The 18,167-nt window shown below is 40.6% G+C and carries 15 protein-coding genes; 1 reads left to right on the forward strand and 14 read right to left on the reverse strand.

Translation table 11 applies throughout. From position 1 onward, the window contains the following. Position 1 precedes the first annotated feature (1 nt). The 14 genes from rsgA to OK414_RS22190 all read right to left on the reverse strand — a co-directional run bounded on the left by rsgA (position 2) and on the right by OK414_RS22190 (position 16,291). Positions 2–883, reverse strand: coding sequence for a ribosome small subunit-dependent GTPase A (rsgA, locus tag OK414_RS22125; protein ID WP_013084823.1), 882 nt, complete (start codon positions 881–883; stop codon positions 2–4). A gap of 13 nt (positions 884–896) precedes the next feature. Further along, positions 897–2,942 carry a Stk1 family PASTA domain-containing Ser/Thr kinase gene (gene pknB / locus OK414_RS22130; RefSeq protein ID WP_028410789.1) on the reverse strand — a complete coding sequence of 682 codons (2,046 nt, stop codon included), beginning with the start codon at positions 2,940–2,942 and terminating at the stop codon, positions 897–899. A gap of 5 nt (positions 2,943–2,947) precedes the next feature. Beyond that, entirely contained in the window at positions 2,948–3,691 is a 744-nt protein-coding gene (locus OK414_RS22135) for a Stp1/IreP family PP2C-type Ser/Thr phosphatase (RefSeq protein ID WP_034649180.1), read from the reverse strand. Positions 3,692–3,695: 4 nt separating this feature from the next. Continuing rightward, the gene (gene rlmN, locus OK414_RS22140) at positions 3,696–4,787 is read right to left on the reverse strand and encodes a 23S rRNA (adenine(2503)-C(2))-methyltransferase RlmN (protein WP_034649178.1); all 1,092 of its coding nucleotides are present in this window, start codon (positions 4,785–4,787) and stop codon (positions 3,696–3,698) included. 2 nt (positions 4,788–4,789) lie between these two features. After that, positions 4,790–6,130, reverse strand: coding sequence for a 16S rRNA (cytosine(967)-C(5))-methyltransferase RsmB (rsmB, locus tag OK414_RS22145; RefSeq protein WP_016765427.1), 1,341 nt, complete (start codon positions 6,128–6,130; stop codon positions 4,790–4,792). Next, a complete protein-coding gene (fmt, locus tag OK414_RS22150) occupies positions 6,123–7,061 on the reverse strand; it encodes a methionyl-tRNA formyltransferase (protein ID WP_205661911.1) in 939 nt (312 codons plus the stop codon). Before fmt ends, rsmB begins: the two co-directional genes overlap by 8 nt. 10 nt (positions 7,062–7,071) lie before the next feature. Then, positions 7,072–7,545, reverse strand: a complete 474-nt coding sequence (gene def / locus OK414_RS22155) for a peptide deformylase (RefSeq protein ID WP_013084828.1) — start codon at positions 7,543–7,545, stop codon at positions 7,072–7,074. Positions 7,546–7,615: 70 nt separating this feature from the next. Further along, a complete protein-coding gene (gene priA, locus OK414_RS22160; RefSeq protein WP_047930796.1) occupies positions 7,616–10,030 on the reverse strand; it encodes a primosomal protein N' in 2,415 nt (804 codons plus the stop codon). Then, on the reverse strand, positions 10,027–11,244 hold the full coding sequence (gene coaBC, locus OK414_RS22165; protein ID WP_263045060.1) for a bifunctional phosphopantothenoylcysteine decarboxylase/phosphopantothenate--cysteine ligase CoaBC: 1,218 nt from the start codon (positions 11,242–11,244) through the stop codon (positions 10,027–10,029). The genes priA and coaBC overlap by 4 nt, the downstream gene beginning before the upstream one ends. 180 nt (positions 11,245–11,424) lie before the next feature. Continuing rightward, on the reverse strand, positions 11,425–11,646 hold the full coding sequence (gene rpoZ, locus OK414_RS22170) for a DNA-directed RNA polymerase subunit omega (RefSeq protein ID WP_013058926.1): 222 nt from the start codon (positions 11,644–11,646) through the stop codon (positions 11,425–11,427). 2 nt (positions 11,647–11,648) lie between these two features. Beyond that, positions 11,649–12,263 (reverse strand): guanylate kinase, encoded by a 615-nt coding sequence (gene gmk, locus OK414_RS22175; protein ID WP_013058927.1) that lies wholly within the window; start codon positions 12,261–12,263, stop codon positions 11,649–11,651. Between the two features lie 13 nt (positions 12,264–12,276). Beyond that, positions 12,277–12,537 (reverse strand): DUF370 domain-containing protein, encoded by a 261-nt coding sequence (locus OK414_RS22180; RefSeq protein ID WP_013084831.1) that lies wholly within the window; start codon positions 12,535–12,537, stop codon positions 12,277–12,279. Positions 12,538–12,583: 46 nt separating this feature from the next. After that, positions 12,584–13,459 (reverse strand): YicC/YloC family endoribonuclease, encoded by an 876-nt coding sequence (locus tag OK414_RS22185; RefSeq protein WP_016765431.1) that lies wholly within the window; start codon positions 13,457–13,459, stop codon positions 12,584–12,586. A gap of 153 nt (positions 13,460–13,612) precedes the next feature. Beyond that, on the reverse strand, positions 13,613–16,291 hold the full coding sequence (locus tag OK414_RS22190) for a calcium-translocating P-type ATPase, SERCA-type (RefSeq protein ID WP_016765432.1): 2,679 nt from the start codon (positions 16,289–16,291) through the stop codon (positions 13,613–13,615). Positions 16,292–16,432: 141 nt separating this feature from the next. Between OK414_RS22190 and OK414_RS22195 the strand changes: the two genes are divergently transcribed. After that, on the forward strand, positions 16,433–18,145 hold the full coding sequence (locus OK414_RS22195) for an NFACT family protein (RefSeq protein ID WP_034649169.1): 1,713 nt from the start codon (positions 16,433–16,435) through the stop codon (positions 18,143–18,145). Positions 18,146–18,167 lie beyond the last annotated feature (22 nt).

Raw genomic sequence — 18,167 nt, forward strand, 5'->3', positions numbered from 1 at the left:
TTTAATACCTCGGCTTTCTTTGCTTAATTTCCTCAATAAATTGCAAGTAATGTTCGTAGCGATAACTCGGAATTTCTTTTTGTTCGTATGCTTCTTTCACCGCACATTTCGGTTCTTTCACATGCAAACAACCTCGAAATTTACACTGTTCACTCAAACGCGACATTTCAGGAAAACAATGGGTTAACTCTTCTACTTCTAACGTTAAAAATTCCAGTGAGCTAAAGCCTGGCGTATCGGCTACTAAACCTTCACCAAACGAAATCAGTTCTACATGACGTGTTGTATGCTTTCCTCTTCCAAGTGACATTGAAATATCATTTGTCTTTAACTCAAGCTCTGGTTTAAGTGTATTTAACAATGAAGATTTACCTACACCTGACTGTCCGGCAATAACCGTTACGCGATCTTCAAATAACGGCTGAATTTGTTCCATGCCTTTTTCTGTGACTGTCGACGTTAAAATGACCTCATATCCTATTTTACGATATTCTTCGGCATATTGCTCGATTTCTTGCTTTTGCTGCTGTGATAAAAGATCTACTTTTGAAATACAAATAATAGGTTCAATATGATTAGACTCCACTAACACTAAAAATCGGTCAAGAAGCATCGTGCTAAAATCAGGTTCAATCGCTGAAAAAACAAGCAGCGCCTGATCAACATTTGAAATTGGGGGACGAACTAATTCATTTTTACGTTCTTTAATTTCAAGTATATATCCTTCAAGCTTATTTTCTGCCTGAAATACTACATTGTCACCGACTAAAGGCGTTACTTTCTTTTTACGAAAAACACCTCGTCCTCGACATTGCGTTACTTGTCCGTCATGAAGAACATAATAAAATCCGCTAAGGGATTTAATAATTCTTCCTTCTGGCATAACCTCACTCCTATCACTCTGGATATTCAACGTCTTTTTCTTCAATAACTTCCCCGTCTCGGACAATTTTATAAGACGCTTTTTCATTTTCATCAACTAAAACATCGAACGATTCTTTTGTTGTTTCAGTAATCGTTAGTTCTTTAGCAGGAACGGACATATCGTTATCTGCATCTTCGATATAAATTTGTACTTTTTGCGGCTTTGGCTTTTCCTCTTCTGTTCCGGTGGCATCGCCTGTTTCCGTTGCGTCGCCTTGTTCCGTGCTTGCTTCGGTGTCAGTCTCTTCTTTATACGGAATAGTCACATCCACTGATACCGTTTGAGGAGCTTTTGGCTCCTTGCCCATTGAGACCGTAATGGTGAGCTTATCACCTTGCTCGATACTCTGCTCCGCTGCAGGCTTTTGAGACATCACAAGACCTTTTTCAACAGTGTCGGAATACGCTGTTTTTACATCCACTTCAATATCTTCATCTGATGCATAATCTTTTACGCTTTTTTCCGTCCAGCCCGAGAAATCCTTTAATGTAATCTTCGGCGGCCCCTTACTTACCCATAGCGTAACCGTTGTATCCTCTGGCACGACTTGTTCGGTTTCTTTAGGCGTCTGATCTGTAATATTGCCTTTTGGTTCTGTGCTTTCAACTTCGATGGATTGGATATCTTTATAATTCTGCTTTTCTAACAGACTTTTTACTTCCGTAAAGCTTCTTCCAATGTACCGGTTAAATGCTTCTTTTTTCTTTCCTGTACTTCGATAAATAATGACATTAGATCCTTCTTTGATAACGTCTCCCGCTTCTGGCATCGTTTTAACCACGTCGCCTTCTTCCACCTCATTATCGGATATATCTTTAGGATTCTTCACTTTAAAGCCTAAAGAAACTAAATCGGTTACTGCTGATTCATAATCTTGATTATGTAAATCAGGAACCTTTACGTCTTTTGGCAGTAATAAAGCCGGAATAAATGTAACGGCGGCTACGCTAGCAGCTGCCAGCAGCAAAAAAATTAAAACAAGCGTTACAATCAGCTTGCTTTTGCCTTTTTTCTTTTTCTTCTTTTTTTTCTTCGGCTTTAACTCTTCTTCCTCTTGTTCTTCGCGCTCTAAGTGAGGAGGTTTTCTCACAGGTACGTGCGTTTCTTCGGATTCAACAAAATCCTCCTTAATAACTGGAATGGCTTTTGTCACTTCTTCATCATCAGGCACCGTAAACCTTTGTTCATTATAACGATTTGGATGAACAGCAGACTGTAAATCCGCTTCGAGTTCTTCGACGGAACTGTATCGGTAAAATGGATCTTTAGTTGTTGCTTTTAATACAACATTCTCCACGCTTTGAGGGATAGATGGATTCCATCTTTTTGGAGAAGGTGTTTCTGTCTGTAAATGTTTTAATGCAATTGACACAGCCGATTCCCCAGAAAAAGGGACTCGACCCGTTAGCAATTCAAATAGGACGATGCCAAGCGAATAAATATCAGAACGCTTATTCGCAAGCCCTCCCCGTGCCTGTTCAGGAGATAAATAATGAACAGAGCCCAAAACAGAATTAGTATGCGTAATGGTTGTAGAACTTAGTGCTACGGCAATGCCGAAGTCAGTAACTTTAATGGTATCATCATGATCAATTAAAATATTTTGAGGCTTAATATCCCGATGAATAATTCCGTACTGATGAGCATGGGCAATAGCTGATGTAATCTGCGTCATAATATGTATGGCTTTATCAAGAGATAGTGGTGATTCTTGCAGAATGTATTGCTTTAATGTCATACCCGGTACATATTCCATGATGATATAATAAATATCTTCTTCTTCTCCAACATCATAAATACTGACAATATTAGGATGAGCAATACTCGTAGCAGATTGTGCTTCTCGATGGAAACGCTTTATAAACGCATCGTCACTTGCAAAGTCTAAACGAAGCACTTTAATTGCCACATCACGATCCAAAATCATGTCGCGACCTAAATAGACGTTTGCCATTCCGCCTCCACCAATTACTTGCAATACCTTATAACGGTCGTTTAGCCGTCTACCTATTAGCAACACTCTCACCCACTTTCAGATGTAAAGTCCACAATTGCAAGTGTAATATTGTCTTCTCCACCAAGCTCATTTGCTAATTGAATCAGGCTCGTACCCTTTTCGTGAAGTGATGAACTTGTTGATAACGTTTCGTTCAGCTTTTGTTCCGTTACCTTATTTGTCAGTCCATCTGAACATAATAATAATCGATCTTCTTTTTCCACTTCAATTGTTTTTACATCTAAACTAACATTTTCTTCGGTACCTAGTGCTCGCAATAAGATATTTTTTCGTGGATGATGCTCGGCATCTTCTTTTGTGATTTGACCATTTTTTACGAGTTCATTCACAAGGGAATGATCTTCTGTTACTTGTTGAAATCCATATTCATTGGAAATATAGCATCTGCTGTCTCCTATATTACCAATCGCACAAAACGTATCGGCGCATAAAGCAAGTACAACTGTTGTACCCATCCCTTTACACTCTTCATGCTCCTGAGCATACTGATAAATATCTTGATTAATTTGCGAAACATGCGTACGAATCCACTGCGTCGCCTCATCAGGAGACGTTACTTTGTCCGCTTCTGCCCACGCTATTTGCAATTTTTGAACCGCCATCTCACTGGCGACGTCGCCAGCTCGATGACCTCCCATACCATCAGCCACAATTGCAAGCAGCTGATTGTGTTGGTTCAAAAATACCCCTCCGTTATCTTCATTGTGTTGTCTAACTCTCCCTCGGTCTGTCATGAAGACAGTTGCCATACAATCACCTCGTCTCTTCTTTACGCTCCTTCGCACGTAATTGGCCACAAGCTGCATCGATATCATGACCTTGCTCACGTCGAATAGTCACGTTAACGCCACGCTTTTTAAGCGTACGTTCAAATGCAAAAATCTGTTCACGTGGTGTACGAACATAATCACGCTCAGGCACATAGTTTACCGGAATCAAGTTCACGTGGCATTTCACGTCTTTAATCAAATCCGCTAATTCCTCGGCATGCTCTACTTGATCGTTTACTCCTCCGAATAGACCATACTCAAAGCTAATACGTCTTCCCGTTTTATCCGTATAATATTTAATGGCTTCCATCAAATCAGGAAGTTTGTACGCACGGTTAATGGGCATTAAGCGTGAGCGGATGTCATTGTTTGGAGCGTGAAGTGAAATCGCAAAATTGATTTGCATTTTTTCATCAGCAAACTTATAGATTTTCGGAATGATTCCACTTGTCGATACTGTGATATGACGTGCACCAATATTTAATCCATCATCACTGTTAATTGTTTTTAAGAAGCGCATCATTTCATCATAGTTATCAAATGGCTCCCCAATACCCATAATTACGACAGAGCTCACGCGTTCTCCTTGTTCATCTAGCGCTTTTTGTACTTTTACTACTTGCGCTACGATTTCTCCAGCTTCTAAGTTACGCTTTAAACCGCCAAGAGTAGACGCACAGAACGTACAGCCAATGCGACATCCAACTTGAGTCGTTACGCAGACAGAATTTCCGTATTCATGACGCATAAGCACTGTTTCAATCGTATAACCGTCATGGAGTTCGAATAAAAACTTCATCGTGCCGTCCCCAGACGTTTGCTGAACGACTGTTTTTAATGTCGTTAATGCAAATTTGTCTTTTAATTGTTCACGTAACCCTTTAGATAAGTTTGACATATCGTCAAAGTCCGTTACGCGTTTAACATATAACCAGTCAAAAATTTGTTTAGCACGGAACTTCTTATCTCCGTGTTCTACTAACCAATTTTCTAGGTCGTTCATTTCTAATGAATAAATAGATGGTTTTTGCGCTTTTTCTTCTGCTTTTGCTTTTCTTTTAGCTACTTCTTCCATTTTTACACCTTCTTCTGTAAACATGCAATATAAAACCCATCGCTTTGTGCATCTGGCAGCAATTGAATTTCACCATGTTTTACGTTTTGTTTAAGCTTTTGCGGCATGCGTGCAGCGAGTGTTTCATCTTTTTGAAAATCAGCATGATCTGCTAAAAATGCTGCTACAACATCCCCATTTTCATCCCGGTCAATTGTACATGTACTATATACAAGGGTCCCACCTTTTTTTAATAAAGGCGCAACCGCATTTAAAATATCTTGTTGAATACGCGCCAGCTGCTTTACATCTTGCTCAGTTTTTGTATATTTCAAATCAGGTTTACGTCTCATTACACCAAAACCTGAGCACGGAGCATCTACTAAGATGCGGTCAAACATTTCTTTATCAAACTGTTCGCCTGCTTTGCGGCTGTCTTGAACCGTCGGCTCAATATTGGTAAGGTGCAGACGCTCTGCCTGTTGGGCAATCAGCTTTACTTTATGGTCATGAATGTCCAAGGAAATAACTTTACCACTGTTTCTAAGCTGCTCTGCAATATGAGTTGATTTTCCTCCCGGTGCAGCACAGCTATCTAAAATTAGCTCTTCTGCCTCTGCACCGAGCGCATGAGCCACTAACATAGAGCTTTCATCTTGAACGGTAAACATTCCTTCACGAAATGCTTGTGTATGAGCTGCATTTCCTTTTTGAACTTCTAGCGCTTCTTCTACAAAATGGCCTGGTTCTACAACAATACCTTCTTTTTCTAGCGCTTCTTTTACTTCATTTTGCGTAAAGCGTGCACTGTTTACTCGGATTGTTTGTTTAGGGGCCATTAAATTAGCTAAACAGATTCCGCGTGTTTTGTCCAATCCATATTGTTCCACCCAGCGTTTTACAAGCCACAATGGATGACTCGTTTCAATCGCCAAGCGCTCCACAGGATTTTGTATTTCTTCTAAAGAAGGCGTGCCGCTGCGCTGGATATTTCGTAAAACGCCGTTTACCATTGAGGCAATTCCTTTGTGACCGCGTTTTTTGGCAATTTCTACTGCTTCATGGAGGATTGCCCGGTCAGGCACTCGGTCTAAATATACCATTTGGTAAAGTGATAAACGAAGCAGCACTCGCACCCAAGGCTGAAGCTTTTTTGGATTTTTCAAGAAAGGCGCTAACCCGTAATCTAACGTATCACGTCTTTGAATCGTTCCATACACAATTTCCGTTAACAACCCTGCATCTTTTCCTTGAATACCCCGTTTTTGTATGCTGTTATTTAACAATAGATTGCTGAATGCCTGATTTTTTTCAATAGCTAGTAAAATATCTAAAGCTATGTCTCGAACGTTGTACTTACTCATTGACATCCCCTAATACTGTTCCGACTTCCACGGATGTACCTCGTAAATACTGCGCTGCATCCATACGTTTTTTTCCAGCCGGCTGAAGTTCCGTCACTTTAATAGCTGTTTCATTTCCAGTTGCTACTATAAATCCGTCCTCTTCAAGTGATAAAACGGTACCCGGTTTGCCTGATGCGGATACTTTTTCTCCCCACCAAATTTTCATGACCTGACCGTCTGCTGTTGTATAAGCAACGGGCCAAGGATGAAGTCCGCGGATATGGTTATAAATTTCTTCTCCTGTACGGGCCCAATCAATTTTCTCTTGTTCACGCTTAATGTTAGAAGCAAATGTCGCTTCGTCATCGTTTTGTTTAATCGGCGTAATTTCACCTTTTAAAAGAGAAGGAATGGTTTCTGAAAGCAATTTTGCACCAGCAGCGCTGAGTTTATCATGAAGTGTGCCAACGTGATCACGTTCTTCAATCGGAACTTCTACTTGTGTTAAGATATCACCTGCATCTAATTTTTCTACCATATACATAATTGTAACACCAGTTTTCGGCTTACCTTGTAGAATTGAATAATGAATCGGCGCGCCTCCGCGCAGTTCAGGTAACAGAGAAGCATGCACGTTAATACAGCCGTATTTAGGCGCTTCTAAAATAGGGGTTGGTAAAATTTGACCAAAAGCCGCTGTTACAATTAGGTCAGGCTCATACGCTAACACTTGCTGATATTCTTCTTCTAAACGAATCTTTTCTGGCTGCAGTACAGGTATTTCATGCTTTAACGCCTCAACTTTTACAGGAGGAGGTGTTAATACGCGCTTGCGTCCTTTTGGTCGGTCCGGCTGTGTAACCACTGCGACCACTTCATATCCATCTTTAAGTAATGTTTGTAAAACCGGCACTGAAAAATCCGGCGTTCCCATAAATACGACTTTCATCGTGTAAAACCTACCCTTCTAGTTCATCCTCTTCGTAATACTTTGTTACTTTTTCCGTGAACAATACACCGTGTAAATGATCAATTTCATGTTGAATTGCTCGTGCTAAAAAACCTTTTGCCTCTATAAAATAAGGTTTTCCTTTACGATTTTGCGCACGTACTTTCACATAATCAGCTCGAGCCACGTCACCAAAAAGGCCCGGAAAACTTAGGCAGCCTTCTGGACCGATTTGTTCGCCTCGTTGCTCAATAATTACCGGATTAATTAGTTCAATTTTACCGTGTCGGTCATCCACGTCTACCACTGCCACTTGCTGCAGAACTCCTACTTGAGGAGCAGCTAGACCCACACCGTCTGCTTCAAGCATTAAATCATACATGCCGTTTAGTAATTTCGCTAATTTATTATCAAAGTTCTTAACGACTTCACATTCTTGTTCAAGTACTTCATTAGGATGGTAAACAAGCTTAAGCTTAGCCAAATAGGCACCTCCTTTATCCTTTCTATTTATATCCAAAAAGCTTCTTCTTTAACGCCATCAAGACGACTAGTTACATCATCGAGTATGGATTCAAATCAATAGTGATCGTTAAATTCTCCTTCTGCATTTCCGCTTGATAACGTTCTAATATATATTTCAACAGCGGAATCAGGCTTGGTTCCAGCTTGTATTTTAACATGCATTGATAGCGATATCTATCTTTTATCTTAGCAATCGGAGATGCGACTGGCCCTAAGATCGTTGTTTGCGGCGAAAGTTTCTGACGCAGATACTGCGAAATTTTGTCTGTAACAGACACCACTTTTGCAATATTTTCATGAGATACCGTTACAAGCGCCAAGTAAAAGAAAGGGGGGTATTTGTGCATTTTACGAATTTCCATCTCGTGCTTATAAAACGCATCGTAATCATGCTGACTCGCAAGTTGAATGCTGTAGTGTTCAGGCGTGTACGTTTGAATCACTACTTCTCCTGGAAGTTTGTGGCGTCCTGCTCTTCCGCTTACTTGTGTTAAAAGCTGAAACGTTTTTTCAGATGCACGAAAGTCAGGTAAATTCAGCATCGTATCTGCTGTTAAAACGCCTACAAGCGTGACGTTTGGAAAGTCCAGTCCTTTCGCAATCATCTGCGTCCCTAGTAAAATTTGCGCTTCTCCACTTGCAAACTTGTTCAGGAGCTTTTCATGGGCGCCTTTTCGGCTTGTCGTATCAACATCCATTCGAACAACTCTAGCCTCGGGCAGCACTTTTGTTAATTCTTCTTCCACTTTTTGTGTACCAGACCCGAAAAAGCGGATATGTTCGCTGTGGCATTCTGGGCACTCAGTGTGCACATGTTCTTCGTGTCCGCAATAATGGCATTTTAATTTATTTTGATAGCGGTGATACGTTAGTGAAATTTCACAATGCTCACATGTCGGAACGTAACCGCAGTCTCTGCACATAACAAAAGAAGAATGACCTCTTTTATTTAAAAATAAAACGATTTGCTCCCCTTTTTCCAAACGGTCTTTCATCTTTTCAAACAGCATAGTTGAAAACATAGAGCGGTTGCCGCTACGAAGCTCTTCTCTCATATCAACGATATCCACCGAAGGCATTGATGACTTATTCATTCTTTGCTTTAACGTCAGTAGCTTATACACACCTTTTTGCGCTCTTGCAAAGGACTCAAGCGTTGGTGTTGCACTTCCTAAAATGACTGGACACTGATGATGCTGCCCTCGGTAAATAGCTACATCTCTTGCATGATAACGGGGGTTTTCTTCTTGTTTATAACTCGTCTCATGTTCTTCATCGATAATAAGAAGGCCCAAATTTTCAAATGGAGCAAATACAGCAGAGCGGGCCCCTACTACAACGGATACTTCTTTTCGCTGAATTTTTCGCCATTCATCGTATTTTTCCCCAGTAGACAAGCCGCTATGAAGTACAGCAACTTTTGAGCCGAATCGCTCTTTAAAACGCTTGACCATCTGAGGGGTAAGTGAAATCTCCGGAACAAGCATAATCGCTTCTTTCCCTTTTTTTAGCACTTGATCAATTGATTGGAGATACACTTCTGTTTTTCCGCTTCCGGTTACTCCGTACATTAAAAACACATCGTGAAGATTTTCTTCGATGTCCTGCAGAATCGGTGCGATTGCCTCAGCTTGTTCATCGGTCAATTGAAATGGCTTTGATGGTGTAAAGTATCGATCTTGATAAGGATCACGGTATATTTCAATTTCCGTTTCCGCTAAGAGCCCTTTGTTAATCAGCGCTTTTATAGGAGCGGAGGTAATCTGCAAATCTTCCGCTATTTCTTTTATAGCTACTTCTTCATTTCGATTCAACATAAAAGACAGCACTTGTTTTTGCTTTTCTGCCTGCTTATTTAACTCGCTCATAAACTGCTGAATTTCTTCAAGGCTTTGATTCAGTTTTACGCCTTTTGCCGTTTTTTTGTTTCCTTTGTTTTTCACGACGTAGACGACTTCAATTAGACCTTTTTGAATATCACGGTGAAAAGCAGGAGCAGCGGCTGTTTTTTCTACTTCACTCCACTTCAGCGAGGATCTTGACTGAAAAAACGGCTTTACTTGCTCATGAAGCTGTTCGTATGCCTCTTTTGAAAGGAGTGACAGTTCTTTATCATATTTTGCTTTCATCGCCGCAGGCAGCATGACTTGAAAAGCCGATATCATAAAACAAAGCGTTTTTTCGGTTAGCCAGTGCCCAATCTCTAACAGTTCGGGAGTCAGAACCGGCGTTAAATCAAGCAAGTCAGCGATTGGTTTAACACGCTTAACTTCAGCCTCTTCTTTAAGAGCCACCACAAACCCTTGAACTTTTCTAGGACCAAACGGAACGACAACTCGCATACCCGGAACAATAATTCCTTTCCATTTGTCGGGAATAGCGTAGTCAAAAGCTCGATCTGTTTGCTTAGCAGCCACGTCCACAATTACACTAGCTACATTCATTTTTTCAGCCCTTCTAACATTTCCTTCACTTCTTTTAACACCTCGGTAGCTACATCGTGTTTTGAAAGAATGGGAAGTTCTTTAGACTCTCCGCTTCGCTTATAGAGCGTTACAATATTTGTATCCGTCCCAAAACCTGCTCCTTCTGTCGTCACGTTATTGGCTACAATCATATCCAAGTTTTTAGATGCAAGTTTCTTTTGTGCATATTCATCCACTTGTTCTGTTTCTGCTGCAAAGCCGACTAAAATCTGGTGTTCTTTTCGCTCTCCAAGCGTGCGTAAAATATCTGTTGTTCTCTCTAGCTCTAGTACTGCTTCACCAGGCTGCTTTTTCATCTTTTGATCAAACACATGCTTTGGCCGATAATCTGCCACTGCGGCTGATTTAATGACAACATCTGCTTCATGATAGCGCTGCATAACAGCTTCAAGCATCTGCTGCGCACTTTCAATTTGAACAACCTGCACTCCTTTTGGATACTCTAAATTCGTCGGTCCCGTTACAAGTGTTACCGATGCACCTAACTTAGCAGCTTGTTCTGCAAGGGCATAGCCCATTTTCCCAGTAGAGCGATTGGTGAAAAATCGGACGGGATCAATGCGTTCTACCGTAGGTCCTGCTGTAACTAATACATTAACACCTTCAAGGATCTTTTGTGTATGTGATGCTTGTGAAAAATAAGATCCGATTAGTGAAACAATTGTTTCTGGCTCTTCAAGACGACCTTTTCCTACATAACCGCATGCCAAATACCCTTCTCCTGGTTCTACAAAAGAGTAACCAAATGATGAAAGAGTGCTCATATTTTTTTTAACAGCTGGATGATCGTACATATGAACATTCATTGCAGGTGCAATCCACACAGGTGCAGTAGCAGCCAGCAACGTTGTGGAAATCATATCATCTGCAAGACCATTTGCTATTTTCCCTATCATATTTGCCGTAGCAGGAGCTACTAAAATTAAATCAGGCCAATCTGCTAAATCAATATGTGCAATTACAGATGGATCTTTTTCATCAAACGTATCTGTATAAACTGGGTTTCGAGACAGAGCTTGAAACGTAAGCGGCGTTACGAACTCGCATGCTGAAGCAGTCATCATTACTTTAACTTCCGCTCCCGCTTGTACTAATTTACTTGTTAAAGCTGCGGCTTTATATACGGCGATTCCGCCGCTAACACATAATAAAATTCGTTTTCCCTTCATCATTATGCCCCCATCTATTTATCCCGCTCAACCAGCATCCGCTTGTTTAATCGGGTAACTATCTAAAGCTTTTCAATTCAATTATTATACCATTTTTGTAGTGAGACATTCACTATCCTGCTTGAACACAGATAAAAGCATCAAAAAAATAACAACCTATGAAGTAGGTTGTTATTTTTTCACTTACTGATGTTTAGAATCTTCTTCTGCTACACCTTGCTTATAGCTTAATTGTTCAGCATTAATTTCTTCTAGAGCACAGCCTACAAACTTATAAGAAACCGGCTTTTCAATCGGCGTATCATTGTGAAGCTGTAATTGACGTGCACGTTTTGCAGCTACTGTCACAAGCGTGTACTTAGAATCTAATTTTTCCATTAGAGAATCAATTGATGGATAAAGCATGTTTATTCTACCTCCAGCATTCTTTTATAGCGCGCAGAAATACGATCACGACGGCAGTGTTCAGCCGTTACGATAGCACGGATGCGAGCACAAGCATTTTCTACTTTGTCATTTTCTACAACATAATCGTAGGCGTCCATAAGTTCAATTTCTTCTTTTGCCACGCGCATACGGTTATTGATTAAATCTTCTGTTTCAGTACCGCGATTTACGATACGACTTTTAAGCTCTGATAAACTCGGCGGTGCCAAGAAGATGAACAAACCTTCTGGAAATGCTTCTTTCACTTGAAGAGCACCTTGCACTTCAATTTCTAGAAATACGTCTTTTCCTTCAGATAACGTTTGTTCTACATAATCAACCGGGGTACCGTAGTAGTTACCTACGTATTCAGCCCACTCTAATAACTTCTTGTTTTCAATCATGCGCTCAAACTCTTCGCGTGGTTTGAAGAAATAGTCAACGCCGTCTACTTCACCTTCGCGGGGCTTTCTTGTTGTTGCAGAGATAGAATACTGCAATTTAATGTCTTCTTGCTCAAACAATGCTTTTCGTACCGTTCCTTTTCCAACACCTGATGGTCCGGAAAGAACAATTAATAAACCTCTTTCAATCATCGGTTCAAGTGACCTACCCTTCTAATAATTCTTCTTTGTTTATAAGTCGCTGTGACACAGTTTCTGGCTGTACAGGAGCTAAAATAACATGATCGCTATCCATAACAATAACAGATCGTGTTTTACGTCCTTGCGTTGCATCTATTAAAGAGCCTCGATCTTTTGCATCTTGAATAATGCGTTTGATTGGAGCTGATTCAGGATGAACGACAGAGATTATACGATTAGAAGAAATAAAATTTCCAAATCCAACGTTCACTAATTTACCGCTCATAAGAAGCCTCCTGCTATACCAATATAATCTTTATCTTACACGAAGGCTATTCAATATTTTGAACCTGCTCTTTTATGCGTTCTAATTGTGCTTTCATACTAATAACATACTGAGCAATAGTACCATTGTTTGCCTTCGCACCAATTGTATTCATTTCACGATTCAGCTCTTGAACAAGAAAATCCAGCTTGCGTCCTACTGAATCAGGTGTATTTAATGCTTGAATAAATTGTGAAACATGGCTTTGAATTCGCGTAAGTTCTTCGCTAATATCTGCTTTTTCAGCAAAAATAGCTACTTCTGTCAGCACTCGCTGCTCATCGAAAGTACCTTCTAAATAGTCGCTCAGCTTTCTTTTAATACGCTCGCGATATTGTTCAGCAACTTCAGGAGCAAGCTGTGTAATTTTTTCGCGAATGTCTTGAATGTCCTGTAAGTACCCCATTAAATCGTGATACAGCTCTGATCCCTCTCGTTTCCGCATATCCACTAACTGATGCACAGCAGCTTCAACAGCTTCAAAGATTGCACCATGAATACTCGTCTGATCAGCTTCTTCTTCATAAGTTGTCATCACTTCAGGCATGTGTAAAATGTCTTGGATTTGAACAGATTGTGACAGTCCATGCTTTTCTTTTACTTGCTGCAACGCATGCATGTATTCATCAAGCAGCTGCCAATCCGTCTGGAGTTTCTTTTTTGCCATTTCTTCACCTGAAATAGTAACAAATACTTCTACTCTACCACGTTTTATGTATGTTTGAACGATTTTTTTTATTTTATCTTCAATTTCAATTAATTGTCTTGGCATACGAATAACAATTTCACAAAAACGATGATTAACAGACTTCATTTCGACTGTTACTGATCGATTTTCCACTTCCGCTTTTCCGCGGCCAAAACCAGTCATACTTTTTATCATTATCATCACATCCACTATGTACATCTTACATAAAAAGTATCATAAAAGAAAGTGTTAGCAAAAAAAAGAAATCTCTCTTCTTTATTCAACCTGTAAAGGCTGCCTTCATGAGTTTTCTCATTTGGGACAGCCTGTATTAAAGTATAGCACAATTTATGAAGGTTTTCTTGTTAAAAGTGAACCGGCAAGTAAAAAAGTTGGAAGACTTGCAAGTCCTAAAATAACGAGCCATTCCCGCGGTGCAATGGCCATTGTATGGAAAATAGGCTGCAGGGGCGGATAGTAGATAGCCACCAGCATAAGGATAATAGATGAAATAACGGCTCCTACAAGATATAAGTTCTGAAATGGATTGCGATCAAAGATTGATTTTTCACTTCGGCAGTCAAATACGTGAATAAGCTGTGCCATAACAAGCGTGGCAAATGCAATCGTCTGAGCATACTGCAGACGATCTGGGTCATTGTCGTAGACAATCATGAATGCAGCAAGTGTAGCAGCTCCAATTAAAAATCCGCGGCTGACTACTTTCCACCCTAATCCTCTTGCAAAAATACCTTCGCGCGGATGCCTTGGATGACGCTTCATCACGTTGTCCTCCGGCTGGTCTAAGCCAAGAGCCATCGCAGGCAAACCGTCTGTTACTAAGTTTACCCATAGTATTTGAATTGGCACTAGCGGAAGCGGAAGTGCTAAAATCATTGCAAAGAGCATAACTAAAATTTCTCCTACATTTGATGCAAGCAAGTAACGGATAAACTTTCGAATATTTTCATAGATGTTTCGTCCTTCTTTGATCGCTGATTTAATAGTAGCAAAATTATCATCAAGCAAAACGAGCGAAGACGCTTCTTTTGCTACGTCTGTCCCGGTGATGCCCATCGCGATGCCTATGTCTGCTGCTTTAATAGCCGGTGCATCATTTACGCCGTCGCCCGTCATAGCTACAATGTGATCTTTTGCTTGAAGAGCTTTAACAATTTTAAGTTTATGTTCAGGCGATACCCTGGCATATACGTAAACATCATCCACTACTTCTTCTAGCTCTTCCTGCGTCATTTTGGATAAATCCGTTCCTTCCAAGACTTGACCGTTTTTCGGTAGAATGCCTAGCTGTTTTGCAATCGCCTGTGCTGTAATAACGTGGTCACCTGTAATCATAACGGTTTTGATTCCTGCGTCTCGGCATTCTTTGACCGCTTGCTTGACTTCTGGTCTTGGCGGATCAATCATTCCTTGAAGCCCGAGGAAAGTAAGGTCTTTTTCCGCTTCGTTCTCTGTATGAACGCTCTCATGGTCTCCTAACGGCCGATAAGCAATCGCAATGGTTCGAAGCGCTTGGCTAGCTAACTGATCAATCGCTCCTTTTACTTCATTATGAACCGTTACCGACAGCGTTTGTTGTCTGCTTTCCCACAAAATATTTTTGCTGTTTACAAGCAGCACATCAGGAGCACCTTTTGTTATGACATAGCGCTTATTAGATGCGTCTTCAATGACTACACTCATCATTTTACGCGTTGAATCAAATGGAAACTCTTCAATAATCGTAAACTGCTTTTGAATGTTTTCTTTTGTCAGCCCCGCTTTCATCGCGGCCACAAGCAAAGCCGCTTCAGTAGGATCCCCGTCGATGACATATTCTTTATCTTTTCTCGAAATAGACGTTTGATTGCAAAGCAGACCAAACACCAAAAGCTGCTGAAGCGGTTTTTCACTCCGTGTATCAACTTCTCTTTCCTCTCGCGAAAATACGCCCGTAGGTTCATACCCTGTCCCTGATACCCTCCACGTCATTCCTCCTGACCAGAGGTGAGTAACCGTCATTTTATTTTGCGTTAATGTGCCCGTTTTGTCTGAGCAAATGACTGATGCGCATCCTAGTGTTTCAACAGCAGGAAGTTTGCGAACAATGGATCTTTGCTTAATCATGCGCTGTACACCAAGAGATAGCGCTACGGTTACGATGGCAGGAAGACCTTCGGGTATGGCAGCAACAGCTAAGGAAACTCCCGCTAAGAACATACTGTATAAATCATGACCTTGCAGCACACCAATCCCGACAACTAATACAGTAAGTGCAAGAGCTACAACGATTAAAATTTTACCTAATTGCTCTAACTTCCGTTGAAGAGGAGTAATCATGGCTTCAGCATTTTGAAGCAAATCAGCAATTTGTCCCATCGCTGTTTTCATTCCAATCCCTACAACGATACCTGTTCCGCTTCCTCGCGTCACAAGCGTACCCATAAACGCCATATTGTCCTGATCTCCAAGCGGCACTTCATCTCCTGGCAAAGCTTTTATTTGCTTGGCAACAGGCAAAGACTCTCCCGTAAGCGCTGATTCTTCAATTTCTAGACTTTTAGCTTCCATAATTCGAAGGTCAGCCCCGATACGGTCTCCGCTCGAAAACTTTACAACGTCTCCTACTACCAGCTCTTTAGATGGTAACTTAACCCATTTCCCTTCACGCATAGCTGCTACTTGAGGAGCAGAAAGCTCTTTTAATGCATGAAGAGATTTCTCGGCTTTTCTTTCTTGAAAAAAACCTAGAAATCCATTAATTACTACAATGGCAATAATAGCAACCGCATCGATGTATTCGCCTAAAAGCCCTGAAATAAGCGTGGCAGCTAGTAAAACCAGTACCATAAAATCTTTAAACTGCTCTAGAAACACAAGAATGGCCGGTTTTTTCTCACCTTCAGTCAATTCATTAAATCCTTGCTGCTGCTGACGTGCTTTTACTTCTTTGTGTGTAAGACCATGCTGCCTATCTGTTTTTGTTACTTCTACTATTGCTTTTTCACCTAATTCATACCATTTCATTGCATCTTTTCACACCCTTTTATTTGTAAATGCACCTATTAGATTGTTACAATCTTATATCGTATGCTTATTCAGACTCGTCCTAAAAAATGCTATACTTTTCTATAGGACAATTTTCAATTACTTAAGGATGTGAGCACTATGTCATTTGATGGTATTTTTACATATGGCATTTTACAAGAATTATCTGAGACCTTGGTTTCAGGACGAATTTCAAAAATATATCAGCCGTTTCCAAACGAGTTGATTTTACAAGTACGCGCTAAAGGTGAAAACCGCAAACTTTTAATCTCAGCTCACCCTAACTATTCACGCGTTCATTTTACAAATGAGCCCTATGAAAATCCATCTGAGCCTCCTATGTTTTGTATGCTGCTTCGCAAACATTTAGAAGGAAGCATTATTGAACACGTGTATCAGCTTGGATTGGACCGCATTTTAGTCATTGAAACAAAAGGACGAAATGAAATTGGCGACGTGACGTACAAGCAGCTTATTATTGAAATCATGGGAAGACATAGTAATGTTGTGCTTGTAGATAAAGAAAAACAAACGATTATCGACAGCATTAAACACGTTCCAATGGCCTTGAACAGGCACCGTACGCTTCTACCCGGAGCACCTTACGTACTGCCTCCTAGTCAAGATAAGCTTCATCCATTTGAAGCCGATGAAGAAACCGTGGTTAAAAAAATTGATTTTAATAGCGGAAAGTTAGCCACCCAGCTAGTGCAAACCTTCTCGGGGCTTTCTCCTTTAATTGCAAATGAAGTGGTGTTTCGCTCTGGCTTAGCGAATCGTTCTACCCTTCCAAAATCATTCGTCGAAACGATGACGCTGATCAAAGAAGGTCAGTTTACACCGACTCTGACAACCGTTAATCAAAAAGACTACTTTTATTTACTGGAATTAACGCATTTAGAGGGTACGAAAAAAACGTATGCAACCATCAGCGAGCTTCTTGACCGCTATTACTACGGGAAAGCAGAGCGAGATCGTGTAAAGCAGCAAGCGCATGATTTAGTACAGTTTATTTCTACCGAGAAAAAGAAAAATGAGAAAAAAATAAAAAAACTTGAGCAAACGCTGCAAAATGCAGAAAAAGCATCTGATTATCAGCTAGCCGGTGAACTCCTTACCGCAAATTTACACCTTGTCAAAAAAGGAGATGCGAAAGTGGATGTTATTAATTATTATGATGAAAATAGCGGTACACTTACGATTTCATTAGATCCGCAAAAATCACCGTCTCAAAATGCTCAAAGCTATTTCACAAAGTATCAAAAAGCGAAAAATTCCGTTTCGATTGTAATCGAACAAATTGAAAAAGCAAACGAAGAAGTACAGTATTTTGAATCACTTATTCAGCAAATGGATACTGCTACTCACAAAGACATTGCAGAAATTCGTGAAGAGCTTGTGGAAGAAGGATATTTGCGCAACCGTCAGCAAAAACAAGCGAAAAAACAAAAAAACACCACGCCTACACTTGAACAATACGTTTCAAGCGACGGCACGACGATTTTAGTTGGAAAAAACAATAAGCAAAATGAGTATTTAACAAATCGCCTTGCTGCTAGGGATGACGTTTGGTTTCATACGAAAGATATACCGGGTTCTCACGTTGTTATCCGCAGCCAAGAGCCTTCAGAAGAAACAATTTTAGAAGCGGCTCATCTTGCTGCTTACTTTAGTAAAGCTAAAAATTCAAGTTCGGTACCCGTGGACTATACAAAAATTCGCCACGTAAAAAAACCAAGCGGTGCCAAGCCTGGTTTTGTGACGTACGATAACCAGCAAACGGTGTACGTAACGCCTAGCGAAGAACTTGTACTGAAGCTGCGTCAGTCATAATAAAACCCCCTCTTTCTATATA

It is taken from the genome of Priestia sp. JV24, from assembly GCF_025910025.1.
Lineage (GTDB): Bacteria > Bacillota > Bacilli > Bacillales > Bacillaceae_H > Priestia > Priestia megaterium.

What these genes read in the sequence shown, in the direction of transcription:
- coaBC (WP_263045060.1), bottom strand. Translation starts at nt 11,244, where the DNA reads ATGATGAAGGGAAAACGAATTTTATTATGTGTTAGCGGCGGAATCGCC.
- OK414_RS22190 (WP_016765432.1), bottom strand. Translation starts at nt 16,291, where the DNA reads ATGAAATGGTATGAATTAGGTGAAAAAGCAATAGTAGAAGTAACAAAA.
- rsgA (WP_013084823.1), bottom strand. Translation starts at nt 883, where the DNA reads ATGCCAGAAGGAAGAATTATTAAATCCCTTAGCGGATTTTATTATGTT.
- rpoZ (WP_013058926.1), bottom strand. Translation starts at nt 11,646, where the DNA reads ATGCTTTATCCATCAATTGATTCTCTAATGGAAAAATTAGATTCTAAG.
- gmk (WP_013058927.1), bottom strand. Translation starts at nt 12,263, where the DNA reads ATGATTGAAAGAGGTTTATTAATTGTTCTTTCCGGACCATCAGGTGTT.
- OK414_RS22180 (WP_013084831.1), bottom strand. Translation starts at nt 12,537, where the DNA reads ATGAGCGGTAAATTAGTGAACGTTGGATTTGGAAATTTTATTTCTTCT.
- OK414_RS22185 (WP_016765431.1), bottom strand. Translation starts at nt 13,459, where the DNA reads ATGATAAAAAGTATGACTGGTTTTGGCCGCGGAAAAGCGGAAGTGGAA.
- fmt (WP_205661911.1), bottom strand. Translation starts at nt 7,061, where the DNA reads ATGAAAGTCGTATTTATGGGAACGCCGGATTTTTCAGTGCCGGTTTTA.
- rsmB (WP_016765427.1), bottom strand. Translation starts at nt 6,130, where the DNA reads ATGAGTAAGTACAACGTTCGAGACATAGCTTTAGATATTTTACTAGCT.
- OK414_RS22195 (WP_034649169.1), top strand. Translation starts at nt 16,433, where the DNA reads ATGTCATTTGATGGTATTTTTACATATGGCATTTTACAAGAATTATCT.
- OK414_RS22135 (WP_034649180.1), bottom strand. Translation starts at nt 3,691, where the DNA reads ATGGCAACTGTCTTCATGACAGACCGAGGGAGAGTTAGACAACACAAT.
- priA (WP_047930796.1), bottom strand. Translation starts at nt 10,030, where the DNA reads ATGAATGTAGCTAGTGTAATTGTGGACGTGGCTGCTAAGCAAACAGAT.
- rlmN (WP_034649178.1), bottom strand. Translation starts at nt 4,787, where the DNA reads ATGGAAGAAGTAGCTAAAAGAAAAGCAAAAGCAGAAGAAAAAGCGCAA.